The organism is Pedococcus sp. P2_D9, from assembly GCF_056404275.1.
On record NZ_JBFUEI010000017.1, the window covers coordinates 1 to 24,506 of the forward strand.

27 protein-coding genes are annotated in these 24,506 nt (G+C 70.3%); 17 read left to right on the plus strand and 10 right to left on the minus strand.

The window, feature by feature from the left end; all coding sequences use genetic code 11:
- Positions 1–560, plus strand: a 560-nt coding sequence (locus AC1DXJ_RS19355) for an HNH endonuclease signature motif containing protein (protein WP_477637748.1), incomplete at its 5' end; no start/stop codon positions are given.
- Positions 561–609: 49 nt separating this feature from the next.
- Here AC1DXJ_RS19355 and AC1DXJ_RS19360 read toward each other — a convergent pair.
- The 3 genes from AC1DXJ_RS19360 to AC1DXJ_RS19370 form a co-directional block, all read right to left on the minus strand.
- Complete coding sequence (locus tag AC1DXJ_RS19360; RefSeq protein WP_477637749.1) at positions 610–1,662, minus strand: DUF695 domain-containing protein; 1,053 nt, start codon at positions 1,660–1,662, stop codon at positions 610–612.
- Between the two features lie 94 nt (positions 1,663–1,756).
- On the minus strand, positions 1,757–2,980 hold the full coding sequence (locus AC1DXJ_RS19365; protein ID WP_477637750.1) for an acetyl-CoA C-acetyltransferase: 1,224 nt from the start codon (positions 2,978–2,980) through the stop codon (positions 1,757–1,759).
- Between the two features lie 50 nt (positions 2,981–3,030).
- The gene (locus AC1DXJ_RS19370) at positions 3,031–4,242 is read right to left on the minus strand and encodes an SGNH/GDSL hydrolase family protein (RefSeq protein ID WP_477637751.1); all 1,212 of its coding nucleotides are present in this window, start codon (positions 4,240–4,242) and stop codon (positions 3,031–3,033) included.
- A gap of 203 nt (positions 4,243–4,445) precedes the next feature.
- Between AC1DXJ_RS19370 and AC1DXJ_RS19375 the strand changes: the two genes are divergently transcribed.
- Positions 4,446–5,822 (plus strand): cystathionine beta-synthase, encoded by a 1,377-nt coding sequence (locus AC1DXJ_RS19375; RefSeq protein ID WP_477614725.1) that lies wholly within the window; start codon positions 4,446–4,448, stop codon positions 5,820–5,822.
- A 24-nt stretch (positions 5,823–5,846) separates the two neighbouring features.
- Here AC1DXJ_RS19375 and AC1DXJ_RS19380 read toward each other — a convergent pair whose 3' ends face one another.
- The gene (locus AC1DXJ_RS19380) at positions 5,847–6,737 is read right to left on the minus strand and encodes a cobalamin-binding protein (RefSeq protein WP_477637752.1); all 891 of its coding nucleotides are present in this window, start codon (positions 6,735–6,737) and stop codon (positions 5,847–5,849) included.
- A 167-nt stretch (positions 6,738–6,904) separates the two neighbouring features.
- Between AC1DXJ_RS19380 and AC1DXJ_RS19385 the strand changes: the two genes are divergently transcribed.
- The 3 genes from AC1DXJ_RS19385 to AC1DXJ_RS19395 all read left to right on the plus strand — a co-directional run bounded on the left by AC1DXJ_RS19385 (position 6,905) and on the right by AC1DXJ_RS19395 (position 9,582).
- The gene (locus AC1DXJ_RS19385; protein ID WP_477637753.1) at positions 6,905–8,380 is read left to right on the plus strand and encodes an MFS transporter; all 1,476 of its coding nucleotides are present in this window, start codon (positions 6,905–6,907) and stop codon (positions 8,378–8,380) included.
- Positions 8,381–8,392: 12 nt separating this feature from the next.
- Positions 8,393–8,956, plus strand: coding sequence for a universal stress protein (locus AC1DXJ_RS19390; RefSeq protein WP_477637754.1), 564 nt, complete (start codon positions 8,393–8,395; stop codon positions 8,954–8,956).
- A 104-nt stretch (positions 8,957–9,060) separates the two neighbouring features.
- Positions 9,061–9,582, plus strand: coding sequence for a DnaJ family domain-containing protein (locus AC1DXJ_RS19395; protein ID WP_477637755.1), 522 nt, complete (start codon positions 9,061–9,063; stop codon positions 9,580–9,582).
- Here the strand turns inward: AC1DXJ_RS19395 and AC1DXJ_RS19400 are convergent.
- The gene (locus AC1DXJ_RS19400) at positions 9,497–9,985 is read right to left on the minus strand and encodes an N-acetyltransferase family protein (protein WP_477637756.1); all 489 of its coding nucleotides are present in this window, start codon (positions 9,983–9,985) and stop codon (positions 9,497–9,499) included. The two genes, AC1DXJ_RS19395 and AC1DXJ_RS19400, sit on opposite strands and share 86 nt — an antisense overlap.
- Before the next feature lie 56 nt (positions 9,986–10,041).
- Entirely contained in the window at positions 10,042–10,764 is a 723-nt protein-coding gene (msrA, locus tag AC1DXJ_RS19405; RefSeq protein ID WP_477637785.1) for a peptide-methionine (S)-S-oxide reductase MsrA, read from the minus strand.
- 105 nt (positions 10,765–10,869) lie between these two features.
- Between msrA and AC1DXJ_RS19410 the strand changes: the two genes are divergently transcribed.
- The 7 genes from AC1DXJ_RS19410 to ilvA all read left to right on the plus strand — a co-directional run bounded on the left by AC1DXJ_RS19410 (position 10,870) and on the right by ilvA (position 18,235).
- A complete protein-coding gene (locus tag AC1DXJ_RS19410; RefSeq protein ID WP_477637757.1) occupies positions 10,870–11,880 on the plus strand; it encodes a GNAT family N-acetyltransferase in 1,011 nt (336 codons plus the stop codon).
- Complete coding sequence (locus AC1DXJ_RS19415; protein ID WP_477637758.1) at positions 11,877–12,341, plus strand: MOSC domain-containing protein; 465 nt, start codon at positions 11,877–11,879, stop codon at positions 12,339–12,341. The genes AC1DXJ_RS19410 and AC1DXJ_RS19415 overlap by 4 nt, the downstream gene beginning before the upstream one ends.
- Before the next feature lie 21 nt (positions 12,342–12,362).
- Positions 12,363–13,550, plus strand: coding sequence for a cystathionine gamma-synthase (locus AC1DXJ_RS19420; protein WP_477637759.1), 1,188 nt, complete (start codon positions 12,363–12,365; stop codon positions 13,548–13,550).
- 58 nt (positions 13,551–13,608) lie between these two features.
- Positions 13,609–14,928 carry a glutamate mutase L gene (locus AC1DXJ_RS19425; protein ID WP_477637760.1) on the plus strand — a complete coding sequence of 440 codons (1,320 nt, stop codon included), beginning with the start codon at positions 13,609–13,611 and terminating at the stop codon, positions 14,926–14,928.
- Between the two features lie 190 nt (positions 14,929–15,118).
- Positions 15,119–16,093 carry an ATP-binding cassette domain-containing protein gene (locus AC1DXJ_RS19430; RefSeq protein WP_477637761.1) on the plus strand — a complete coding sequence of 325 codons (975 nt, stop codon included), beginning with the start codon at positions 15,119–15,121 and terminating at the stop codon, positions 16,091–16,093.
- Positions 16,090–16,947 carry an ABC transporter permease gene (locus AC1DXJ_RS19435; protein WP_477614737.1) on the plus strand — a complete coding sequence of 286 codons (858 nt, stop codon included), beginning with the start codon at positions 16,090–16,092 and terminating at the stop codon, positions 16,945–16,947. The genes AC1DXJ_RS19430 and AC1DXJ_RS19435 overlap by 4 nt, the downstream gene beginning before the upstream one ends.
- A 61-nt stretch (positions 16,948–17,008) precedes the next feature.
- Positions 17,009–18,235, plus strand: coding sequence for a threonine ammonia-lyase (ilvA, locus tag AC1DXJ_RS19440; protein ID WP_477614738.1), 1,227 nt, complete (start codon positions 17,009–17,011; stop codon positions 18,233–18,235).
- Between the two features lie 33 nt (positions 18,236–18,268).
- On the opposite strand, the gene greA is transcribed toward ilvA, so the two are convergent.
- On the minus strand, positions 18,269–18,763 hold the full coding sequence (gene greA / locus AC1DXJ_RS19445) for a transcription elongation factor GreA (protein WP_477614739.1): 495 nt from the start codon (positions 18,761–18,763) through the stop codon (positions 18,269–18,271).
- A gap of 370 nt (positions 18,764–19,133) precedes the next feature.
- On the opposite strand from greA, the gene AC1DXJ_RS19450 reads away from it, so the two are divergent.
- A complete protein-coding gene (locus tag AC1DXJ_RS19450; RefSeq protein ID WP_477637762.1) occupies positions 19,134–19,580 on the plus strand; it encodes a hypothetical protein in 447 nt (148 codons plus the stop codon).
- Here the strand turns inward: AC1DXJ_RS19450 and AC1DXJ_RS19455 are convergent.
- Positions 19,536–19,901: a DUF4307 domain-containing protein gene (locus AC1DXJ_RS19455; protein WP_477614741.1), complete on the minus strand. Its 366-nt coding sequence runs from the start codon at positions 19,899–19,901 to the stop codon at positions 19,536–19,538. The two genes, AC1DXJ_RS19450 and AC1DXJ_RS19455, sit on opposite strands and share 45 nt — an antisense overlap.
- A 95-nt stretch (positions 19,902–19,996) precedes the next feature.
- On the opposite strand from AC1DXJ_RS19455, the gene mca reads away from it, so the two are divergent.
- Genes mca through AC1DXJ_RS19470 form a run of 3 tightly spaced genes read left to right on the plus strand, consistent with a single transcriptional unit; the run spans position 19,997 to position 21,629 of the window.
- Positions 19,997–20,932 (plus strand): mycothiol conjugate amidase Mca, encoded by a 936-nt coding sequence (gene mca, locus AC1DXJ_RS19460; RefSeq protein ID WP_477637763.1) that lies wholly within the window; start codon positions 19,997–19,999, stop codon positions 20,930–20,932.
- A complete protein-coding gene (locus AC1DXJ_RS19465) occupies positions 20,929–21,204 on the plus strand; it encodes a hypothetical protein (RefSeq protein ID WP_477637764.1) in 276 nt (91 codons plus the stop codon). The genes mca and AC1DXJ_RS19465 overlap by 4 nt, the downstream gene beginning before the upstream one ends.
- 41 nt (positions 21,205–21,245) lie before the next feature.
- Complete coding sequence (locus tag AC1DXJ_RS19470; RefSeq protein ID WP_477633090.1) at positions 21,246–21,629, plus strand: VOC family protein; 384 nt, start codon at positions 21,246–21,248, stop codon at positions 21,627–21,629.
- A gap of 4 nt (positions 21,630–21,633) precedes the next feature.
- Here AC1DXJ_RS19470 and trhA read toward each other — a convergent pair whose 3' ends face one another.
- A complete protein-coding gene (trhA, locus tag AC1DXJ_RS19475; RefSeq protein ID WP_477614745.1) occupies positions 21,634–22,338 on the minus strand; it encodes a PAQR family membrane homeostasis protein TrhA in 705 nt (234 codons plus the stop codon).
- Positions 22,339–22,396: 58 nt separating this feature from the next.
- A complete protein-coding gene (locus AC1DXJ_RS19480) occupies positions 22,397–23,263 on the minus strand; it encodes a thioesterase family protein (RefSeq protein ID WP_477637765.1) in 867 nt (288 codons plus the stop codon).
- Positions 23,264–23,362: 99 nt separating this feature from the next.
- Between AC1DXJ_RS19480 and AC1DXJ_RS19485 the strand changes: the two genes are divergently transcribed.
- Positions 23,363–24,124 carry an isoprenyl transferase gene (locus AC1DXJ_RS19485; RefSeq protein ID WP_477614747.1) on the plus strand — a complete coding sequence of 254 codons (762 nt, stop codon included), beginning with the start codon at positions 23,363–23,365 and terminating at the stop codon, positions 24,122–24,124.
- Positions 24,125–24,506 lie beyond the last annotated feature (382 nt).

A 24,506-nucleotide genomic window follows, 5' to 3' on the forward strand; every position in this document is an offset into this window, starting at 1 on the left:
GGTTCCGGCGGTTCCGGCTGTTCACCTCCGCCCAGCTGCGGGCGTTGTGGTTGCGTGACGGCGGGTGCACCTTCCCCAACTGCACCGTGCCCGCGTCCTGGTGCGACGGACACCACCTGAGGCATTGGGCCGACGGCGGAGCCACCGACCTGACCAACGCCGCCCTGTTGTGCGGGCGGCACCACACGATCGTGCACCGCAAGGGCTACCACGGTCAGATCGTCGACGGCCGGGTCCACTGGGTGCTGACCCCCGGCGCCTACGACCACTGGCTCACCCACTGCCCAGGCACGGGCCCCCGCTCTGATCCCGATCCCGATCCCGATCCCGATCCCGACCCCGGCCCCGGCTCCAGCTCCGACCCCGACCCCTGCTCCGGCTCCGGGTCCGACCCCTGCTCCGGCCCAGGCTCCGGCTCCAGCTCCGGCTCCAGGTCGGACGCAGGCTCGGACTCGAGCTCCGGCGCCGGAGCTCGGCCAGCCATCAGGACCTACGACGTCTGGGACCAGCTCGAGACCGCAGCCCCAACGTCAAAGCCATCCCCGCCTTGGCGACCATGACCCCGCCCCACAGCCCGCCACCCCGGCGGGCCTGCTGGCATGCGCCCGCTCAGGTGCGCAGGTGGGCGACGTTGGCCCACGCGGGGTCGGGGGTGACCCGGATCTGCACGTCCTGCGGCCAGGGGTCGCCGATGCTGGCCAGCAGGGGGACGGCGTCCGCAGCCGCGTCGAGGTAGACGTGAAGGACGCGAACCCCGCCCTGGGACTGGTGCGCGACCACCCTGCCGGCGTCGCCGAGGGCTTCGTTGATCGAGTCCTCCAGTCTCCGCAGTGCGGCCAGCGCACTCTCTCCCGGCAGGCCGCGCTCGGTCTGGTCGTCGTAGGGGACGACGACGGCAGCATGGGTGTCGAGCTCCGGGGCCGTCGCCGACGCGAGTGGGACCTGGGTCATGGCGAGGACCGGCCCGCCCTCGCCGTCCCCGCTCAGGATCGCCCAGCCCGGCTGGCCGTGTTTGTCGGTGTTCTCCGCCTTGAGGTCGCGCACGACCGCGCGCAGACCGGTCAACCCAAACCCGTCGAGGGGCGCGACCTGAGCCGGCGCGACCTCACCGACCCAGAGCTCCACATCGGTCTCGCCCAGGGCGTTGTCGAGGGCGAGGAACGTCACGGTGATCCGGCTGTGTTCGTCCAGGGTGGCGAAGGCTGGGTGGTGGACGCTGACGTCGATGCGGTGACCTTCCCGTCGCGCGCCGACCACCACCTCGGCGAAGGCGATGCGTTGCCCGCCGATCTCGAGCTCGACGGCCTCCGCGTCCGGGTTGGCCTGCCGCGAGTCCGCGAACTCCCACGTTGCATCGGCGACGGGAGCGGCCTTGAGCCAGCGACGGGCAGGGGCGCGAAGGGCGGCGTCCCCCTCCGGACTCACGACGAGGCAGTGCTTGGCGGCTGACCCGGGACTGAGCTCCCAGGCGAGGCCGGGATGAATGCCGGAGACCGCTCGGCTCATCTGCGCCACCAGGGCTTCGTTGCCGCCGCCACCGATGCTGTGCTCCGCCAGGCCCCTCCCCTCGGTGGCCCACCATGACCAGAAGGCTTCGATCGACTCCTGCGTGCGCTGCGCACCTTGGTCGTCACGGTTCTTGCTGCGACGGAAGATCCCCATGGGAACAGTCTTGCGCGTGGTGGCAGGCGAGAGGCCCGGATCTCGAGGTTCTGAAACGCCAACCGGGAAGGAATCCGGGCCTCTCGGCAAACCCTCAGCTGAGGCGTTCGTAGATGATGGCCATGCCCTGGCCGCCACCCACGCACATCGTCTCGAGACCGAACTGGCCGTCCCGGGCAGCCAGGCCGTTGAGCAGCGTCGTCGTGATCCGCGCGCCGGTCGAGCCGAACGGGTGACCGAGGGCGATCGCGCCCCCGTGGACGTTGAGCTTGTCGAAGTCCATGCCCAGGTCATCGGCGGATGGCAGCACCTGCGCCGCGAACGCCTCGTTGATCTCGTAGAGGTCGATGTCGCCGATCGTCATGCCGGCGCGGGCGAGCGCCTGGCGCGAGGCCGCGACCGGGCCAAGGCCCATGATCTCTGGCGAGAGCCCGGAGACCCCGGTGGAGACCACCCGGGCCAGTGGCGTCAAGCCCAGCTCCTTGGCCTTGGTGTCACTCATGACGACCACCGCGGCGGCGCCGTCGTTGAGCGGGCAGCAGTTGCCGGCGGTGATGGTGCCCTGCTCGCGGAAGACCGGGTTGAGCCCCTGCAGCGCTTCCAGGGTCACGCCTGCGCGCGGGCCGTCGTCCTTGCTCACGACGCTGCCGTCGCCCAAGGTCACCGGCGCGATCTCGCGCTCGAAGAACCCGTCGGCGATGGCCTTCTCGGCGCGGTTCTGCGACGAGACACCCCACTCGTCCTGGCGTTCGCGCGAGATGCCGCGCAGGGTGGCGACGTTCTCGGCGGTCTGGCCCATGGAGAGGTACACGTCAGGCAGGAGGTCCTGCTCGCGCGGGTCGGACCAGGTCTCGTTCGACTTCGCGATCTGCTCGCTGCGGGCGGCGGACCCGGCGAACAGTGGGTTCTGGTCGTCACCGGACGAGCCACCGGCCCCGGCCCAGTTGGTGTACTGCGAGACGCACTCGACCCCACCGGAGACGAAGATGTCGCCCTCGCCGGCCTTGATCGCGTGGTAGGCCATCCGCGTCGTCTGCACCGACGAGGCACAGAACCGGTTGATCGTGGAGCCCGGCAGCCCGTCGAAACCGGCCAGCACGGCGATCACGCGCGCCATGTTGGAGCCGTGCCGACCCGACGGCTCGGCGCAGCCCCAGTAGAGGTCCTCGACGAGGCGGGGGTCGAGCTCGGGGATCTTCGCCAGCGCGGCACTAATCACCTGCACGGACAGGTCGTCGGGACGCATCTCCTTGAGCGAGCCCTTGAACGCGCGCCCGATGGGCGTGCGGGCAGTCGAGACGATGACGGCTTCGGTCACGGGTTCCTCCTCATGCAACAGCTGCGAGGGGCCGCGAGATAAGCGGCCGCTTAGTCAGCCTCGATGGTATGCCGTGTGGCTGGGTCCGTGGGTGTGTCCTTGCTCTCGCCGGACTCGACGCCGGACTCGACGCCGGACGCGACGCCGGACGCGACGCCGGACTCGCGCGCAGCGTGGCTGGTGAGGTCAGTCGCGCCGTCGGCCAGGACCTGTGGGGCACTGTCGGTGGAGCCTCCCGTCGGGCCGTGCGCCTGCTCATGGCGGTCGGGCACCGGGTTGCGGGGGCGACGCAGCAGCATCGCCCAGGGACCACGGGGGCCGCGGCTCTGGCCGGCGATCTGGGTGGCGCTCACCTCGGTCCCGGGGTCGCGCACGGCGTGCACCGCTGCGACCGCCACGGGACCAACCCCCTCGCCTCGGCGGGTGTCGGGGGTGCGTTCCTCGGACCGCTCGCCCGACCACACGCCCAGGGCGGCATACACGCTGGGCAGCAAGGCGGAGGCGGCCCGGGCATAGCCGGCGGGGGAGGGGTGGAAGCGGTCGGCGCTGAACATCTCGTGCGGACGCTCGGCGAACTCGGGGCCGAGCAGGTCTCCCAGCGAGACGGTGCGACCCCCGGCCTCGACCACGGCCACGGTCTGGGCCGCGGCGAGGTCGCGCGACCAGCGGCGTCCGATCAGCCGCAGCGGCTGGGGGATGGGCTGGATGGTGCCCAGGTCGGGGCAGGTGCCGACCACGACCTCGGTGCCCAGCACTCGCAGCGCCCGCACGGTCGTCTCGAGGTGGCGCACCGCCACCGCCTTGTTGATCCGGTGCGTGACGTCGTTGGCGCCGATCATGATGACCGCGACGTGGGGACGCGCCACCTGGTCAAGGGCGTTGGCGAGCTGGAGCTCCAGCCCGGAGGACTCGGAGCCCACGACGGCCGTGTTCGTGAGTCGGACAGGCCTGCCGGTGAGGGCGGAGACGCCGTTGGCGATGATCGCGCCGACCGTCTGGTAGCGGTTGTCCGCGCCCATGCCCGCGGCCGAGGAGTCACCGAGGACGATGAGCTCGACCGGCTCGCCCACGCCGGCGCCGTAGGTGCCGTTGTCGTCCGGTGAGCCGTCGAAGGGCTGGCCGACGATCCGTCGGGCGACCTTGGCCTCGGCCTTGAGCACGCCGTAGCCCAGCGCGCCCAGGGCGCCGATGCCCGCGGCGAGGCCGCCACCGCCGTAGGCAGCGGTGGCCGCGATCTTGCGCGCGCGTCGAGCACGACCCATCGACAGCTCCCTCTCCTCGCCGGTCTCCCTGACGTTAACGGCTGACCATGACATGGTGTGCCCCCTCCCCCTCTGATGGTCCGCCGGGGGGTGTTCCCAGGGCTCCACCAGTTGTGGGAGAGCACAGTTGGAGGACTTTCCAGTGACTGGCCCGCCGTCTGCCGCGGGTCCGGTGGGTGTCCAGCATCTGAGAGGATGGGCTGGTGAAGTACGCAGAGCACATCGCCGACCTCGTCGGGAACACGCCCCTCGTCAAGCTGAACTCGGTCACCGAAGGGGTCGCCGCGACGATCCTGGCCAAGATCGAGTACATGAACCCGGGTGGGTCCGTGAAGGACCGCATCGCGCTGAAGATGGTCGAGGCCGCGGAGGCCTCCGGCGAGCTCAAGCCCGGCGGCACGATCGTCGAACCGACGTCCGGCAACACCGGCGTGGGCCTGGCTCTCGTGGCCCAGCGCAAGGGCTACAAGTGCGTGTTCGTCTGCCCTGACAAGGTCAGCCAGGACAAGCGCGACGTGCTGAAGGCCTACGGCGCCGAGGTCGTGGTCTGCCCGACCGCCGTGGCTCCCGACCACCCGGACTCCTACTACGAGACGTCCGACCGGCTCGTGCGCGAGATCGAGGGCGCGTGGAAGCCGAACCAGTACGCCAACCCCATGGGACCCGCTTCCCACTACGAGACCACCGGCCCCGAGATCTGGGACGACACCGACGGTCGGGTGACGCACTTCGTCGCCGGCGTCGGCACCGGCGGCACCATCACCGGCACGGGTCGCTACCTGCGCGAGGTGTCCGACACCCGCGAGGGCGGACGCGTCCAGATCATCGGCGCGGATCCCGAGGGTTCGGTCTACTCGGGCGGCACGGGCCGTCCCTACCTCGTCGAGGGCGTCGGTGAGGACTTCTGGCCGACGGCCTACGACCCGAAGGTCGTCGACGAGGTCATCGCCGTCAGCGACGCCGACTCGTTCGAGATGACGCGCCGCCTCGCCAAGGAGGAGGGCCTGCTCGTGGGCGGTTCCTGCGGCATGGCCGTCGTCGCCGCCCTGCGCGCGGCCAAGGACCTGCCCGCCGAGGCCATCGTCGTCGTGCTGCTGCCCGACAGCGGGCGCGGCTACATGTCCAAGATCTTCAACGACGACTGGATGAGCTCCTACGGCTTCATGCGGTCAGTCGACCAGACCACCGTCGGCGAGCTGCTGCACAAGAAGGCCGGGGACATGCCGGCCCTCGTGCACACGCACCCGACCGAGACCGTGCGCGACGCCATCGAGATCCTGCACGAGTACTCCGTGTCGCAGATGCCGGTCGTCAAGGCCGAGCCGCCAGTCATGGCTGGCGAGGTGGCGGGCTCGGTCAGCGAGCGGGCCCTGCTCGAGGCGCTGTTCAACGGCAGCGCTCACCTCACCGACTCGGTCGACAAGCACATGGAGGCTTCGCTGCCCCTGGTCGGCGCGGGCGAGCCCGTCTCGGTCGCCCGCCACGAGCTCGAGAAGGCCGACGCCATCATGGTCGTCGAGGACGGCAAGCCGGTCGGAGTGCTGACCCGCGCCGACCTGCTCATCGCCCTGGTCGACTAGCCCTCGCGCCCTGTCGCGACAGGTCTATCGCAGCCGTCGTGCCATGTCCTGGCGCGGCGGCTGCGTCGCGTCGGGGTGCAGGACCGCGGCCAGCGCCTCGACGCCATCGACGAGGCGAGGACCGGGTCGGGCGAAGCTCGCGTTCGCGTCGACAGCCCAGACAGGTATGCCGGGTGGCAGCTCACCGTCGTCGATCGCCTTGCGTGCCAACGCAACCGAGCCCTCGAGGTCGTAGCCGCAGGGGGCGCACACGATCACGTCCGGCGCGCTCTCCCGGACGGCGTCCCAGGTCACCCGGACCGACTTCTCGCCGGCCGTGCCGAGCGCGTTGAGGCCGCCGGCGAGGGTCACCATCTCGGGCACCCAGTGACCCGGGGCGAAGGCGGGGTCGGTCCACTCGAGGACCAGGGCCCGCGGTCTGGGCGCCCCGCGCACTTCCTGCTCCACGGCATACAGGCGTTGGCGCAGGCCGGCCACGAGCCGACCGGCGCTGCCCTCGCAACCGGTGGCGGTGCCGAGGGCGGTGACGGAGTCCAGGACCTCGTCGAGGGTGTGCGGGTCGATCGTCAGCACCTCGGCCCGGCATCCGAGGTAGGCGAGCGCGTCGTCGACGACGGACACGTCGACTGCGCACACGGCGCACAGGTCCTGGGTGACGACGAGGTCTGCGTCCAGGGCGCCGAGGGCTCCCGCGTCGAGGTGGTAGAGGTCCTCGCCGGCGGCCATCGCCTTGCTCACGAAGGCGTCGATGTCGCGGGGCGAGAGGCCTTCGGGGATGGCCGTCGTCGAGACGATCGTGCGCGTGCGCGCCTCGACCGGGGTGTCGCACTCGAAGGTGACGCCGACGACCTGGTCGCCTGCCCCGATGGCGAAGAGGATCTCCGTCGTCGAGGGGAGCAGGGACACGATTCGCATGGACCAGACCCTACGCAGGGAGGCGCCGCAGGGGTGTTCAAGGTGGGTCGCGCGCGTGTTTGCGCAGGTCAGGGTATTGTTCAACGTGCGAATCGGACGAACCGCGCGTAGGTTCTCCCGTCGGGTGCGTTGCGCAACCACCTGACGTGAAGAGCGAGGAGTGGCCCATGACGACAGCAGCAGTCCCGACCGAGTCCGAGGCGGTGCGGAGCCTGATCCCGATCAGGATGGACCGGCTGCCCTGGGCCCGGTTCCACTGGTTGGTGGTGGTCGGTCTGGGCGTCTCGTGGATCCTCGACGGGCTCGAGATCCAGCTCGTGTCCAACGCGGGTTTCCAGGACAGCCTCCACATGAGCTCCACTGAGGTCGGCTTCGCGGGCACGATCTACCTCATCGGCCAGGTCGTCGGGGCGCTCACCTTCGGCCGCCTCACCGACCGGCTCGGCCGCAAGAGGCTGTTCATCATCACCCTGGCCATCTACCTGATCGGATCGGGCATCGCAGGTCTGGCCTGGACGCCGTGGTTCCTCTACCTGTGGCGGTTCGTGGCAGGTCTGGGCATCGGCGGCGAGTACACCGCGATCAACTCCGCCATCGACGAGCTGATCCCGGCGAAGTACCGCGGCCGGGTCGACATCGCCGTCAACGGCACCTACTGGGCAGGGGCCCTGTTGGGTGCGTTCGCCAGCTTCTGGTTGCTGGACACCGACCACGTCGCCGAGAACGTCGGGTGGCGGGTGGCCTTCTTCATCGGACCGGTAATGGGCCTGATCATCATCTGGCTGCGCCGGCACATCCCCGAGAGCCCGCGCTGGATGGTGACCCACGGCCAGGGCGAGGAGGCCGAACGCATCGTCGACGAGATCGAGGCGTCGGTGGAGGCCCAGGGCAAGACCTTGGCCCCGGTCGACGAGGACAAGGCGATGAGCATCAAGGCCAGGGAGAGCATCCCCTTCCGTGACCTGCTCCACGTCTTCGTCAAGAAGTACCCGTCCCGTACCGTGCTCGGCCTGACGATGATGATCACGCAGAGCTTCCTCTACAACGCCATCTTCTTCACGTATGCGTTGGTGCTGCAGAACTTCTACCACCTGGACAAGTCGGCGGCCGCGATCTACTTCATCCCGTTCGCGGTCGGCAACCTCGCCGGACCGCTGCTGCTCGGCCACCTCTTCGACACCATCGGCCGGCGCAAGATGATCTTCGCGACGTACATGATCGCCGGACTGGTGCTGCTGGTGTCGGCGTTCCTGTTCAAGGCCGGCACGCTCAACGCGACGACGCACACGATCTTCTGGTGCGTGTCGTTCTTCTTCGCCTCGGCGGGAGCGTCCTCGGCCTACCTGACAGTGAGCGAGATCTTCCCGCTCGAGGTGCGCGGCCAGGCCATCTCGTACTTCTTCGCCATCGGCCAGATCTTCGGCGCCCTGGGCCCTGTCCTGTTCGGCGCCCTCGTGGGAGAGGGCAAGGAGCGCACCCCGCTGTTCTGGGGCTACGTCCTGGCGTCGGCGATCATGCTCGTCGGCGGCTTGGTCGCCATCCGGATCGGGGTTGACGCTGAAGGCAAGGGCCTGGAGGACATCGCCGACCCGTTGAGCAAGGTCAGCGACGACGATCCGCAGCCCGAGCCGGTCCGCGCGTAGGAGGTGGTGGTGATGGGAGTTCTCGACGAGATGCAGCCCTACACGATCGTTGTCGGGGTCAGCGCGACCTCCAAGTCGCCCACCGCGCTGCACTGGGCCACCGAGCTGGCGGCCCTGCGCGGCGGGCACGTCGTGGCCGTGCGCGCGTGGCGGCCCACGCCCCCGCAGACGGCATCCAGGGTCACCCCGGCGCCGATCACCGAGGACGCCGGCGCCGCGCAGGAGCAGGCGCTGGCCGACCTGCAGGCCGATGTGGCCGAGGTGCTCGGAGGTGGGCACGGCGTCGAGGTCCGGCTGGTCCCCGGCGGCAAGCGCGTCGGCCTGCTCGCGGCGGCTGAGCACGCGGACCTGCTGGTCATCGACGCACCCCGACGGCTCGACCTCACGACCCTCCCGGGGTTTGCCATGCGCCTGGTCAACGGTGCGAGCTGCCCGGTGGTGGTGATGCCGCCGAGCGTCTCGGGAGCCCCCCGCACGCCGCTCGAGCGTGCCGCCGGGAGCGTGGCCCGCAACGTCACCGAGGCAGCTGGCCGCGCCGGGCGGCCCGGCCTGAGCCACCCCGCCCCACCCACCTAGAAGAGGTATGCCGCGTGGTCACCCGCATGCTCGCCGGCGTGGTCGCCCACGTGCTCGCCCACGCGGCATACCTCGTCGGTGGATGCGCGAGTTAGGTTGGCACCATGGAGAACTGGGAATCTCCGGTGGAACGGGCCATCCGTGAGGCGCAGGAACGCGGGGAGTTCGACAACCTGTCCGGCTCGGGCAAGCCGCTGCGCAGCCTCGGTGACCCGGAACGTGAGGACCCGGACTGGTGGGTCAGGCGGCTGGCCGAGCGGGAGCACCTCGACCTGTCCGGCGCGCTGTCGCCGCCGCTGGCGCTGCGCAAGGAGGCGGCTGGGTTCCCCGCGTCGCTGCTCGACCTGCGGACCGAGGCCAGCGTCCGTGCCGTGCTCGACGACTACAACCACCGCGTGAAGATCGATCGGCTCCGACCCGGTGTCGGGCCGCGCTACCCGATCTGGGCGCCGCTGGTCGACGTCGACGACCTGGTGGGGCAGTGGCGTGCGCTCCGCGCGGCAGCAAAGGCGTCCGCAGCCTCACCGCCGCTCGGCGACGTCATAGCTCCAGCAGCATCAGGTGGAGCCCGACGCGGCCGTGCGTCCTGGATTCGAAGGCTGCTGGGACCGTTGCGAGGATCCTGAAGCCCAGGTCCTGCCACAGCCGGACTGCCGCGGTGTTGGTCTCGACGACGGCGTTGAACTGGATGGCCGCGAAGCCCTCGCGCCGGTGCCAGGCGACCATGTCCTCGGCCAAGGCCCGCCCGACACCCTGGCCGCGCGCCGCCGATCCCACCATGAAGCTCGCCGTCCCGATGTGCGAGCCGCGGCCGGGTCGGTTGGGCCCCATCTTCGTGCTGCCCAGTAAGTCGCCGTCGTCGTCGACCGCGACCACCGTGCGCCCTGGCGCGGCCTCCAACCACAGGTCGCGGATCTGCTCGTCGGAGAGGTCGGACGGGTAGGCGTAGGTCTCACCGGCGTCGACTACCTCGCGGAAGATCGGCACGAAGGCGTCGAGGTCGGAGTCGGCGATGTCACGGATCTGCACACCACGACCGTATGCCCAGTGGGTCGCTGACCTGGCGGGGGCGGGCGGACGGTGGGTCAGCCGCTGAGGTCGCTCGAGTCGTTGACGCGCAGGACGCTCTCCTGCGACGGGAGCTGGTCCTGCTTCACCAGCCCGACCGGGCAGGTCATGCCGTTGGGTCCGTGGTTGCAGTAGCCGCCGGGGTTCTTGTAGAGGTACTGCTGGTGGTAGTCCTCGGCGTAGTAGAACGCGCCCGCGTCCTCGGCTGACCGCAGCTCCGTCGTGATGGTGCCGAACCCGTTGTCCGACAACACCTTCTGGAACGCCTCGCGCGTCGCTTCCGCGGCCCGCTGCTGGTCCGGCGTGGTCCAGTAGATCGCGGACCGGTAGGCCGTGCCGATGTCGTTGCCCTGCCGGTTGCCCTGGGTCGGGTCGTGGTTCTCCCAGAACTCCTTGAGCAGCAGCTCCGGCGTGGTCTGCTCCGGGTCGTAGGCGACGAGCACCGCCTCGGCGTGGCCGGTGAGGCCGGTGCAGGTCTCCTCGTAGGTCGGGTTCGGCRTCAGGCCACCCATGTAGCCGGCCGCCGTGGTCACGACGCCGGGCTGCCTCCAGAAGATGCGCTCTGCACCCCAGAAGCACCCCATCGCGATGTAGAGCACCTCGGTGCCGTCCGGCCACGGACCCTCGAGCGGGGTGTGCAGGACGACGTGGTCGTCGGCGATGTGGAACGGACGCGTCTCGCGTCCTCGCAGGGCGGTCTCGGCGGTGGGCAGGGTCGTCTTGGCACGCGATCCGAATATCACGACCGGTCCAACGCGCCCCGGCTCTCGACTGTTCCGTGCTCGGGCGCCAAGGCGCTGCGAAACGGTTGGCGCAGAGGGCGCTGGCCCGGGCAGGGTGGTGGCATGGTCACCATCACCCTGATCGAGGACCCGGACGACACCCAGCGGCAGCTCTTCGACGACTGGGCCGAGGTCTTCGCCGCGGACGGCCGACACCAGTTCGGCCCGGACCACACGGCCCACTCGGCCGACGAGCTGCGCGAGATGGGTCGCAGCACCGACCGACGCCGGATCCCCTGGGCAGCCGTCGACGACGCCGGGACCGTGGTCGGCGCCGCAGGCCTCGCGATGCCGCAGCACGACAACCTGTCGCAGGCCATGGTCTTCGTCGTGGTCCATCCCGACCACCGTCGCCGCGGGGTCGGCAGCGCACTGCTCGACCACACCGAGGCCGCCGCCCGCGAGCATGGTCGCTCCGTCTTGCTCGCAGAGACGCAGTGGCCCGTGGGTGCGCGGGACGAGAGCGGCGAGGAATTTGCTGCGCCGCACGGGTATGCCGTCGCCCAGACCGTGATGCGCAGCTCCCTGACGCTGCCGGCGGACCGCGGGCGCATGGAAGCCCCGCTGGCCGGGGACGAGGCCGACGGTTACATCGTGCAGACCTGCTGGGACGGCATACCTGACGCGTGGGTGGCAGGGCGCGCGGAGCTGAGCCGGCGGATGAGCACCGACATCCCGATGGGCGACCTCCAGCTCGAGGAGGAGCGCTGGGACGAGGAGCGCGTGCGCGGCGACTACGAGCGGATCGCAGCCATGGGCCGCCGGGTCGTGGACACGTACGCCGTGCACCAGGCCACCGGCGAGCTCGTCGGCTACACGCAGGTGCAGGTGCCGCGCGAGAACCCGGCGGTGGCGTTCCAGCAGGACACGCTCGTGGTGCGCGAGCACCGTGGGCACCGGCTCGGCCTGCGCATGAAGGCCGCCTGCACGCTCTCGCTCATGCAGGAGTCTCCGGCCACGAGGAGCGTCCGCACCTGGAACGCCGACGACAACGCCCCCATGCTGAACGTCAACCAGGTGATCGGCTTCGTGAACGACGCGATGATGCGCGAGTGGCAGAAGGTGACACCGTGAACGACGACCCTGTCGACGTCCACCTCGGGACGGTGGTGTCCATCCACGTCGCGAAGGCCACCAAGCTGCCCATGAGACCCGTCGAGTCGGTCGTGGCGGAGGCCGGTGCCGGGCTGGTGGGGGACCGCTACCACGGGTCGAGGCATCGTCACGTCACGGTGCAGTCGGAGGCTGCGCTGACCGAGGCGAGCCGCGAGCTCGGAGCCCCCGTCGAACCCGGAGCCACTCGTCGCAACATCACCGTGTCCGGCGGCCCGGTGCCCGGTCGGCCGGGGACCCGGGTCCGGATGGGGGAGGCCCTCCTCGAGGTGGTCCGCCCCGCCGCGCCCTGCCGGTTGATGGACGACTTGATCGGGCCGGGAGCCATGAAGGCACTGCACGCACGAGGCGGCACGGTCTTCCGGATCCTGGAGGGCGGAGTGGTCCGCGTGGGTGACCCGGTGGTGAGGGAGCAGCCCTGAGCGGAGGCTAGCCTTGCGGCCATGAGCGAGCAGAGCAGCAACCAGGGCTTCGCCACGCGTGCGATCCACGCGGGCCAGGAGCCCGACCTCGGCACCGGGGCGGTCATCACCCCGATCTTCCAGGTCTCCACCTACAAGCAGGACGGGATCGGTGGGTTCCGCGGTGGCTACGAGTACAGCCGCTCCGCGAACCCGACCCGCACCGCCCTCGAGGAGTGCTTCGCCGCCCTCGAGGGGGGCGCTCGCGGGTTCGCGTTCTCGTCGGGCCTGGCGGGCCAGGACACCGTCCTGCGCGCCCTGCTGAAGCCCGGCGACCACGTCGTCGTGCCCAGCGACGCCTATGGCGGCACCTACCGGTTGTTCAACACGGTGCTGGCGACCTGGGGCATCGAGCACACGATCGCCACGATCGCCGACGTCGAGTCGGTGCGCGCGGCGATCCGCCCGGGGCTGACCAAGATCGTCTGGGTCGAGACGCCGACCAACCCTTTGCTCGGCATCGCCGACATCGCCGCCCTCGCCGAGGTGGCGCACGAGGCGGGCGCCCTGCTCGTCGTCGACAACACGTTCGCGTCGCCCTACCTGCAGCAGCCGCTGTCGCTCGGGGCGGACATCGTCACGCACTCCACCACCAAGTACTGCGGCGGCCACTCCGACGTCGTCGGTGGCGCCGTCGTCGTGGGCAACGACATCACCGTGCCCGGCTTCGAGGACGCGGTGGATCGCGTTGCAACGCATCAGAACTCGATGGGTGCGGTCGCCGGCCCGATGGACGCCTGGCTGGTCCTGCGGGGTCTCAAGACGCTCGCGCTCCGCATGGAGCGGCACAGCGACAACGCCGAGCGCGTGGTCGACTTCCTGCTCAGCCACCCGGCGGTCAGCGCGGTCCACTACCCGGGGCTCGAGAGCCACCGCGGGCACGAGGTCGCCAAGCGCCAGATGAAGCGGTTCGGCGGCATGATCTCGTTCCAGGTCAAGGCCGGCGAGGACGTCGCCGTCAAGGTCTGCGGCGAGACCCAGCTGTGGACCCTCGGCGAGTCCCTCGGCGGGGTCGAGTCCCTCATCGAGCACCCGGCCCGGATGACGCACGCCTCCGTCGCGGGCACCGAGCTGGAGGTGCCGGCCGACCTGATCCGTCTCTCGGTGGGCATCGAGGACGTCGAGGACCTCATCGCCGACCTCCAGCAGGCGCTCGACCGGCTCGGCTGACCGGCCCAGCGGGCATCGGGCGAACGAGCAACGGGCGAGCGGGGATCGGGCCAACGACGTGGCGCAGCTGCTGTGTGTCGACTTCGGGTCGACCTTCACCAAGGCCGTCCTCGTCGACGGGTCGGGGTCGGTCGTCGCCACGTCCTCCACACCGACGACGATCGGCACCGATGTCCTGGACGGCTACCGCACCCTGCGCGCGGAGCTTGCGGTCCACGGCCCCGTCGACGAGGTGCTCGCGTGCTCGAGTGCGGGTGGCGGGCTGCGGCTGGCCGTCGTGGGCTACGAGCGGGACGTCACGGCGCAGGCCGGCCACCGCGTCGGGCTGAGCGCCGGCGCGCGGGTGTCCCACGTGACGTCGGGACCGCTGTCGGGTGACGGGGTCCGGGAACTGAGGAACAGCCGCCCCGACCTCGTGCTGCTCGTGGGTGGCACCGACGGCGGCAACGGAGAAGTGCTGCTGCACAACGCATCTCGCCTCGCGAAGGCTCGCATCGGAGCACCTGTCGTCGTGGCGGGCAACGCCGAGGTCCAGGCCGAGGTCGCCGCGATCCTGTCCTCGACGGGGCGCTCGTTCACCGTGGCCGACAACGTGCTGCCGTCCATCGGCGTCATCGTCCCCGAGCCGGCCCGCGCCGCGATCAGGCAGGTCTTCCTGGACCACGTCATCGGCGGCAAGGGCCTGTCCAAGGGGGCGGACTTCGCTGCGATGGTGCAGGCCCCCACCCCTGACGCCGTCCTCGACGGGGTCGCCGTGCTGGCCGAACACCTCGACGGTGACGTCATGGTGGTCGACATCGGGGGAGCGACCACCGACGTCTACTCCGCGCTGCGACCGCAGGGTGAGGACGCCGGACTGGCCAAGGACGTGGTCGCCCCACTGTGGCACGCCCGGACCGTGGAGGCAGACCTCGGCATGCGGTGGAACGCCGAGGGGATCGTCGAGGCCGCCCACCGTGAGCAGGTGCCCCTCCCCCCAGGCATCGACGGGTATGCCGCGCGGCTGGTCCGCGACACCGGTCACCTCCCGGAGGGGGGCGACGAGTGGGCGATGGACCTCGCCCTGGCACGCGCCGCAGCCGTGGTTGCGGCGCGGCGTCATGCCCGACCGCCCGGGCCCGGTGCCGGGGCCCGGCCGCTGGCGGACGTCCAGGTGGTGATCGGCTCCGGAGGGGTGCTCCGGCACGCCACGTCAGTCGGGCGCGAGGAGGTGCTGCAGTCGGTCAGCAGCGACCACGCCGGCGGCTGGAAGGTTCCTCGGGAGGCTGCGCTGGTGACCGACACGGCATACCTGCTCTTTGCGGTGGGCCTGTTGCGCGAGAGGCACCCGGTCGCGGCGCGGGCCCTGGCCAAGGCCGTTGTCGGTGGTGGGGCGTAGCGTCGGTCCAGCGGGGTGTGCAGGGGAGCTGCTGCGGGGTTTGCAGGGTAGCGACGCGCGGGGCGGAAGCTGGGGTTGCGGGCAAGGAGACAGACGCGATATAACGTGTCTCGACAAACGCGATATAACGCGAATCGGAGGACTGGAAAATGACTGGTTGTGCGAGCAGACCCCGGCCTAGGGTCGAGGCATGACAGCCCTGGCGATCGAGGCCGAGCACCTCGTCAAGCGATTCGGTGACCAGACCGCCGTCGACGACGTGAGCTTCTCCGTGCCCGAGGGGTCGGTGCTGGGGCTGCTCGGTCCCAACGGCGCCGGCAAGACGACGACGGTGCGGATGATGACGACGCTGGCCAGGCCCACGAGCGGCACGGCCAGGGTCGCGGGGCACGACGTGCTGCGCGAGCCCGACGCGGTGCGCCGGTCCATGGGCCTCACCGGCCAGGCGGCCACGGTCGACGAGCTGCTGACCGGCCGCGAGAACCTGCGGTTGATCGGGTCCCTCTATGGACTGTCGTCGTCCTACGTCAAGGGGGCGGGCGCCGACCTGCTGGAGCGGTTCTCGCTGACGGAGGCGGCCGACCGGACCGTCAAGACCTACTCCGGCGGCATGCGTCGTCGGCTCGACCTCGCCGTCAGCCTCATCGCCACGCCGCCCGTCCTCTTCCTCGACGAGCCCACCACCGGGCTCGACCCCCGCAGCCGTGTTGAGCTGTGGGAGGTGCTGCGTGGGCTCGTCCAGGACGGCACCACGCTGCTGCTCACCACGCAGTACCTCGAGGAGGCCGACCAGCTCGCCGACCGCATCGTCGTCATCGACCGGGGCCAGATCATCGCCGAGGGCACCCCTCTCGAGCTCAAGGACCGCAGCGGCAAGGCGAGCCTGGTGCTCACGGTGTCGCGCGCGGAGGACCTCCAGACTGCCGCCGAGATGTTGCGCCAGCGCGTCTCCGAGGTCCACGTCGACGAGGCCGCCCGCCAGCTCACGGCGCCGGCCGAGGGACTGCGCGACATGACGCGGATCGCCGCGATCTTCGAGGACAGCGCGATCGAGCTCGACGACCTCGGCCTGAAGCGACCGAGTCTCGACGACGTGTTCCTCCACCTCACCGGCCACCGGGCCGAGGACGTTGCCACCGACACCGACCAGGAGCAGGCGTCATGACCACCGACACCACCACGCGCAGGTCGGCGAGCGGCATCGCCCGCCCCGAGATCAAGCCGACCGGCCTGCTGCGGCAGTCCCTCGCGATCACGCGACGCAACCTCATCCACATCAAGCGGATGCCCGAGATGCTGATGGACGTCACCATCCAGCCGGTGATGTTCGTCCTCCTGTTCGCCTATGTGTTCGGCGGCTCCATCGCGGTGCAGGGCTCGCCGGCCGGCTACCGGGAGTGGCTGATGGGCGGGATCATGGGGCAGACCATCGCCTTCGCGTCCTTCATCGTCGCCGTCGGCCTGACCGCCGACATCGACAAGGGCATCGTCGACCGCATGCGGTCGCTCCCGATCAACCCCTCGGCCGTGCTCGTGGGTCGGAGCATCTCCAGCCTGATGCACTCCAGCATCGGCATCCTCGTCATGTCCGTTACCGGCCTGTTCGTCGGCTGGCGGATCCGGGGCAGCTTCGCCGAGGCCGTGCTGGCCTATGCGCTCCTGCTGCTGTGGGGCTTCGCCATGATCTGGATCGGCATCCTCGTCGGATCGGCCATGCGGTCGGTCGAGGCGGTCAACGGCCTCATGTTCACGACCATGTTCCCGATCACCTTCCTGGCCAACACTTTTGCGCCGACCGACAACATGCCGCACGCCTTGCGGGTGATCGCCGAGTGGAACCCCATCTCGTCGCTCGTGCAGGCGGTGCGTCAGCTGTGGGGCAACGACATCCCGGTGCCGGCCGATGCCCAGCTGCCGATGCACCACCCGGTCGTGACGACGCTGATCTGGACCATCGGACTGACACTGGTCATCGCCCCGCTGGCAATCCGCGCCTTCAACAAGCGCACGCAGGGCTAGCTCACCCGGGCTGACCCACCGATGGCGTCGGGGTGCCGTGGAAGGGACTAGCCTTCCGGCCATGGCATCACCGACGCTGTCTGTCACCCTCGACGACGTGCGCGCTGCGCAAGACCTGCTCAGTGGCATCGTCCGTCCCACGCCCCTCGAGTACAGCCGAGCGCTCTCCGACAGAGTCGGCGCCGAGGTCTTCCTCAAGTGCGAGAACCTCCAGCGCGCCGGCTCGTTCAAGATCCGGGGCGCCTACACCCGCATGGCCAGGCTCTCCGACGAGGAGAAGGCGCGCGGCGTGGTCGCGGCCAGCGCCGGCAACCACGCCCAGGGCGTCGCGCTGGCTGGTCAGCTGCTCGGCATCGACGTGAAGGTCTACATGCCTCATGGGGCGCCCATGCCCAAGCTGCTCGCGACGAAGGCCTACGGAGCCTCCATCGAGCAGGTCGGCACCACGATCGACGAGTGCCTGGTCAAGGCCCGCACGTGGGAGGCGGACAACGGAGCGGTCCTCATCCACCCCTTCGACCACCGCGACATCGTGGCCGGTCAGGGCACCGCCGGGCTGGAGATCCTTGACCAGTGCCCGGACGTCAAGACCATCGTGGTCAGCACCGGCGGCGGGGGCCTGCTCGCCGGGATCTCCGTCGCCGTCAAGGCTGCCCGCCCCGACGTGCGGATCATCGGCGTGCAGGCCGAGCAGGCCGCGGCATACCCCTTGTCGTTGGCGGCGGGCAAGCCGGTCGCCTACGAGAACATGCAGACGATGGCCGACGGCATCGCCGTCGGGATGCCGGGTGACGTGCCCTATGCCCTCGTCCGCGAACTGGTCGACGCGATCGAGACGGTGAGCGAGGAGGAGCTGTCGCGGGCCCTGCTGTTCACCCTCGAGCGCGCCAAGCTCGTCGTCGAACCCGCGGGCGCGGCGGCGGTCGCCCACCTGCTCGACAAGGCAGGTCAGCAGCAGCTCGACGGACCAGTGGTGGCGGTCCTCTCAGGCGGCAATATCGACCCGCTGCTCCTGCTGCGGATCATCCGGCACGGGATGGCGGCAGCCGGACGCTACCTGCAGTTCCGCGTGCGGGTCTCGGACCGACCCGGCCACCTCGCGAAGCTGCTCGCCGACTGTGCGGCCGTCGACGCCAACGTCCTCGAGGTCGAGCACATCCGCACCGGCACGACGATCACGGTCGACGAGGTCGAGATCGGGCTGCAGCTCGAGACCCGGGGCAAGGAGCACTGCGACGAGGTCCTGCGCACCCTGCGCGGCCACGGCTACGAGCTCAAGTTCAGCTGAGCGGCATGCCTGGGCCGCGAAGGGCGCAGACGCTCACGCGGTGTAGGGCGTCGCTGACTTGACGCGGACCTGGATGGTCTTGCCGTTGGGGGCCTTGTAGGACGCCTTGTCGCCGGCCTTCTTGCCGTTGATGGCAGCGCCGAGGGGCGACTTCTCGCTGTAGACCTCGAGGTCGGTGCCGTCGGCGATCTCGCGCGAGCCCAGCAGGAACGTGACGTCGTCGCCGAACATCTCGACGGTCACGACCATGCCCTGCTCGACGACACCGTCATCGGCCGGCTTGGTGCCCACGATGGAGTTCTCGAGCAGCTGGGTCAGCTGGCGGATGCGGGCCTCCATCTTGCCCTGCTCCTCCTTGGCCGCGTGGTAGCCGCCGTTCTCCTTGAGGTCGCCCTCGTCGCGGGCGGCCTCGATCTTCTTGGCGATCTCCGTACGGCCGGTGCCGGAGAGCTGGTCCAGCTCGGCCTTCAGACGGTCGAAGGCCTCCTGGGTCAGGTAGCTCGCGGTGGGGGTCGCGGTCTCGCTCACGGTGTACTCCTTGTTCGGGTCTCCGCCGGACGCGGACGCGTCTCGGAGATGGTGGTACGCACAGCGGCCCGGACCCCGACCACGTTCGCAGTGGCATCGCAGTGTCGGGTCCAGACCGCTCGGTGAAAGGACAAGACTACATCGCCGCGCTCGAAAGGGTCCATTTCGCCGAGTTCGTGGACAGTGGCTCCGGTATGCCGCGGCATCGCGTCGGCTGGTCGGCCCACCTCGGGTGCCGAGCCGGTAAATTCGCAGGTCAGACGGGGTGGGGTGGCCTTCGTCCAAGCAAGCCCGAAGTCGGCCCCAAGTGAGCCCCGGCACGCTGCTGCCTTGACGGGGAAGGCCCGTCCGAGAACCAAGGAGACCCAGCATGTCCCTCACGACCCCCACCGCCACGACTCGTGGGCTGCGCATCGCCATGGCGATCCTCCTCGCGACCGACCTCACTGGCGGGCTCCTCGCGGTCCGCGCCGGCGTCAACACCTGGGGTGAGGCCTGGGGACCGGAGGCCCTGCTGGCGGCGCCGGTGCCGATGATCCTCGCGCAGCTGCTGCTCGTCTGGCTCGCCACCCGATCCTCCGGGCGGGTGGCCATCGGGGCCTCCGCACTGCTGTCCGCCGCCTGCCTGGTCAGCGTGGTGTCCGGGTTCTTCGACGGCGGCCTGGGCAACGACGAGCTCACGCCCGGGCTCGCGGCCTTCCAGTACTTCCTGCTGGCGGTCACGACGTCGGTCGGCGGGCTCGCCCTCGGACGGCTGGTCTCCCTCGTGCGCCTAGGAGGCCGCGCAGCTGCGGACGCTGCCGCCGACGGCCCGTGACGCGGTGCGTACCACCACCTGCTGGTGCACCGACCGCTCCGCGGATGGTGGCACCTGGACCTCGAGCACCCCGACGACGCCGTGCGCCGTGTCCTGCGCCTGGACCGTGCACGTGACCGCTTGGGCGGGGGACCGGTGCACGTCGAAACCGACCTGCACGCTGCGGTCGTCGAGCACCTTGTAGTCGGTGTCGGTCCACGTGACGGCGCCCAGGCTGTTGGCCAGCCCGAGCCAGACCGCGAGGGCGACCCCGATGGTGCAGCCGATCGTGCCGATCACCCACCAGCGACCGGTGCCGGGTGCGGGACGGGGGAGCGGCATGGGTGACCTTCCGCGGGTGAGAGGATGGCAAACGGTCCGGACGTCTGGTGACTCCGGAGGACCATTGTCGGCGATGGACGAATGAGGTTGTGCAGGTGGCTGACCGGTTGCGACTGATGGCGGTGCACGCGCACCCCGACGACGAGTCGAGCAAGGGTGCGGCGACGATGGCGAGGTACGCCGCCACGGGCTATGACGTGCTCGTGGTCTCGTGCACGGGCGGCGAGCGCGGCGACGTGCTCAACCCGCGGCTCAAGGGCGACCCCCACATCGAGCGGGACCTCGCGCAGGTCCGCCGTGACGAGATGAAGCGGGCCCAGGAGATCCTCGGTGTCCAGCACACGTGGCTGGGCTTCGTCGACTCCGGTCTTCCCGAGGGTGACCCGTTGCCGCCGCTCCCCGATGGGTGCTTCGCCCTCGAGCCGATCGAGGTGACGACCGAAGCCCTGGTCCGCGAGATCCGCCGGTTCCGTCCCCACGTCGTGACGACGTACGACGAGAACGGCGGCTACCCCCACCCGGACCACATCATGACCCACACCGTGTCGATGGCGGCCTTCGCGGCGGCAGGCGACGCCGCGGCATACCCCCATGCCGGTGAGCCGTGGCAGCCGCTGAAGCTCTACTACAACTCGCACAACCGGGCCAAGTACGCCGCCTTCCACGACGCGCTGCTGGAGCAGGGCGTCGAGAGTCCGTATGCCGACTGGCTCAAGGACTGGGACCCGGAGAAGGCCCGCACCATCACCACGCGCGTGCACTGCGCCGACTGGTTCGACCAGCGCGACCAGGCGCTGCTGGCGCACGCGACGCAGATCGACCCGGACGGCGCCTGGTTCCGCGTGCCGCGTGAGATGCAGGTGAGCGTCTGGCCGACCGAGGACTTCGAGGCGGCCCTCTCGTACCTGCCCGTCATTCCCGTCGAGGACGACCTCTTCGCGGGCATCCCGGACGCGGCCACGGGCGACGAGCTCGCGACCAGGGGCGACCTGGAGCTCGCCTACGACGGGCGCCGCGAGGTGACGTCGTGAACGGCGCGCCCTCGGCGATGGTCTCGCCCGGACTATGGGGCTTCGTCGCCTTCTTCGTGCTGGCGGTCGCGCTCTACCTCCTCATGCGCAACATGAACGCCCGGATGCGACGGATGTCCTACCGTGCCGAAGAGCTCCAGCGCGAGGCCGAGGCCGAGGCCGCCGTCAAGAAGTCCCGCAAGGACGGGTCGGGCGGGCAGGAGCCGGAACTGCCCTCCGACAGCGGTGACGCCGACGGCCCCGAGGGGCAGACTGGGGAGTCCAGAACGTAGCGCTCCGCCCTGGCGGGGCGCCGACCCAGGGAGGCCCCGTCATGAGCGGTCGCATCGTCCACTTCGAGCTCCCCTACGACGATGGGGAGCGGGCCCGCGCGTTCTACGGCGACCTGTTCGGATGGGACCTGCAGTCCTACCCCGGCATGGACTACACGATGGTGTCCACGGGCCCGAGCGGTGACCAGGGACCGACCGAACCCGGGTACATCAACGGGGGAATGGGCCAGCGGTCGACCACCCTCGCCTCGCCGACCGTGGTCATCGACGTGGAGGACATCGACGCCACGCTGGCCCGGGTCGAGGCAGCCGGCGGTGCCGTGTTGTCACCCAAGGAGCCCGTCGCCTCGATGGGCTTCTCGGCCTACTTCAAGGACACCGAGGGCAACATCGTGGGTCTCTGGGAGACCGCGCCGCAAGCCTGACGCGTCAGCTGGGTGAGCCGGCGCCGGCGCCGTAGACCGTCATGGACGCCGCGATGTAGTGCACCGTGAACGCGGCGACGGTCAGGGTGTGGAAGATCTCGTGGAACCCGAACCAGCGCGGTGAGGGGTTCGGCCGCTTGATGCCGTAGACGAGGGCCCCCAGCGTGTACAGCAGGCCGCCGACGGCGATCAGGGTGACGATGACCGGACCGCCGAACTTGAGGAGCGGGCCGAGGTAGAAGACCGCGACCCACCCGAGCGCGACGTAGACCGGGGTGTAGAGCCAGCGGGGGGCGCCGACCCAGAAGACGCGGAACAGCACTCCGGCGATGGCACCGGACCACACGATGATCAGCATGGTCCGGGCGTCGTCGCGGGGGAGCAGGAGCGTGAAGGGCGTGTAGGTGCCGGCGATGATCAGGAAGATGTTGGAGTGGTCCATCCGCTTCAGGATGCCGGCGACCTTCGGCGACCAGTTGCCGCGGTGGTAGACCGCAGAGGTGCCGAACAGGAGCCAGGCGGTGACGCTGAAGACCGCGGCGGCGATGCGCGCGGGAGTCGTGGGGGCCAGGGCGATCAGGACGATGCCTGCCGCGAGGGCGAGGGGGACCATGCCGGCGTGCAGCCAGCCGCGCAGGTGCGGCTTCACCGCAGCGACGACTGACTCGAGTGGGCCCTGCTGGGAGCGAGGGGCGGGTGCCGTAGTCATGCCACCACTGTAACCTACGGTTGCGTAGGTTACCTGAGCGTAGGTTGTGAGGTCGGCCTCAGGCGGGGCTCGGAGATCGACCGTCCGTCACTCCAGCATCGCTGGCCGCAGGAGCCGCACCCACCGCCACCGCCGGTCGCACCAGCAGCGCCTGCGCCGTCCGGCCCACGAAGCCGTGCTCGTCGAACACCTCGGCCTGCGCCAGGCCTGCGGCGGCGCCGCCCAGGATGGTCTGAGCGCGCAGGCCGATCCACTCCCCGCCGGGTTCGCGGACCAGGTGGCCGGTGAGCTCGGTGTTCATGAACTGCCAGTCGCGAATGTCCAGGGCCGCGCTGGCCCCCGAGGCGGAGTCGACGCACACGAGGAACCGCTGGAGCGGTGACAGCGGCTCGCCGGGCACGAGGGTCACGCGCGGACGCATCCAGACCGTGGCCGGTCCGGGGTGCTCCAGAGCGCCGTCGACCCACGACCACTCGATCGCGTCGAGGTACCCGGGGTGCCAGCCACGCGGCATACCGTGCTGGACGCCCTCGGCGTGTCCCGGCGGGGGCACGGGAAGCCCCGTCCCCGGCCCCGACTCGACGCGCGGCACCAGCCACAGTGCCGCCCGCGCCACCGGACGCCCGGTGGCCACGTCGACGAGCTCGCACTCGACCAGCTCCACGGACCGCCCGGGGCGGGCCACACGCGCGGTCACCCGCAGCCTCCCCACCGGTACCGGTCCGAGCAGGTCGCAGGTCACCCGCGCGACCACCCGCGACCCGTCGCCCACGCGCTCCGCCTCACGCGCCATCAGTGCCATGGGTGGCCCACCGTGCTGGGCGTCCGCCGACCACGGTCCCGCCGTGTGGGGCGTGGCGGTCACGGTGCTGCTTCCCACCTCCGTCGCGTCGAGGTCGTAGAAGGATCCGGGAGCGAGCGACATGGTCGCCATCCTGCCTGACCGCGCGGGGCGCGCGGGGGTAGCGTGGTGCGTTGGGACCGAGAGGGTCGAGTGCAGTTCGGGAGAAGGCGAGGAGTGGCCGTGGCGTTGTCCGACCTCCTGTATGCCGCGTACGAGCGACGACTGAGTCGTCGCCTTTCGCGGGAGACCCTTCCCCGGCACGTCGGCGTGATGCTCGACGGCAACCGCCGCTGGGCCAAGGCCCGTGGCCACGGCACCAAGGAAGGGCACCAGGCCGGAGCGGACAACATCGCCGGATTCCTGGACTGGTGCGAGGAGGCGCGGGTCGAGGTGGTCACCCTGTGGCTGCTGTCCACCGACAACCTCAGCAGGCCTGCGGCCGAGGTGGTCCCACTGCTGTCGATCATCGAGAACACCGTGAGCGACCTGGCCCAGACCAAGCGCTGGGTGATCAACCCGGTCGGGTCGCTGGACCTCCTGCCGGCCGAGACCGCGCGCCGCCTCAAGGAGAGCGCCGACCTCACCGAGGGCGTCAAGGGCATGACGGTCAACGTCGCCGTGGGGTACGGCGGACGCCAGGAGATCACCGACGCCGTCCGGTCGATGCTCGTCGCGCACGCCGCGAACGGCACCACGATCGAGGAGCTGGCCGAGACGCTCCAGGTCGAGCACATCGCCGAGCACCTCTACACCAAGGGTCAGCCGGACCCCGACCTCGTCATCCGCACGTCGGGCGAGCAGCGGCTGTCCGGCTTCCTGCTCTGGCAGAGCGCGCACAGCGAGTTCTACTTCTGCGAGGCCTACTGGCCTGACTTCCGGCACGTCGACTTCCTCCGCGCCCTGCGGGCCTACGCCGAGCGCAACCGCAGGTTCGGCAGCTAGCAGCTGGCCGCAGACCGGGAGCTCACGGGCAACTGGGCGACCACGTGGCATACCAACGCCCGAGGGCTCCCTCGGCCGGTCGGGTCAACTCTGGATGACATCTGAGGACATGCGGCGTGGTTGCGTCGTGGAAGCCGCACACGGTCGTACCGTCCGTAGTGACGCGGGGCACCCGTCCCACGTTCGGGGAGGCCGACCTATGGAGCGAATCCAGCTCCGAGCGGAGGGCCGGAACCGGCTCCACCGCAGTGGGAGAGCCTGGTCCCGGCACCTCGTTCGCGAGTAGGCGCATCGCGCCGAAGCGCGCGCTGTGCCAAGGAGAGACATTGGCCTCGAACCACGACAGCACCCGTCGTACCTCCTTCAGCTCATCGCCGCGCAC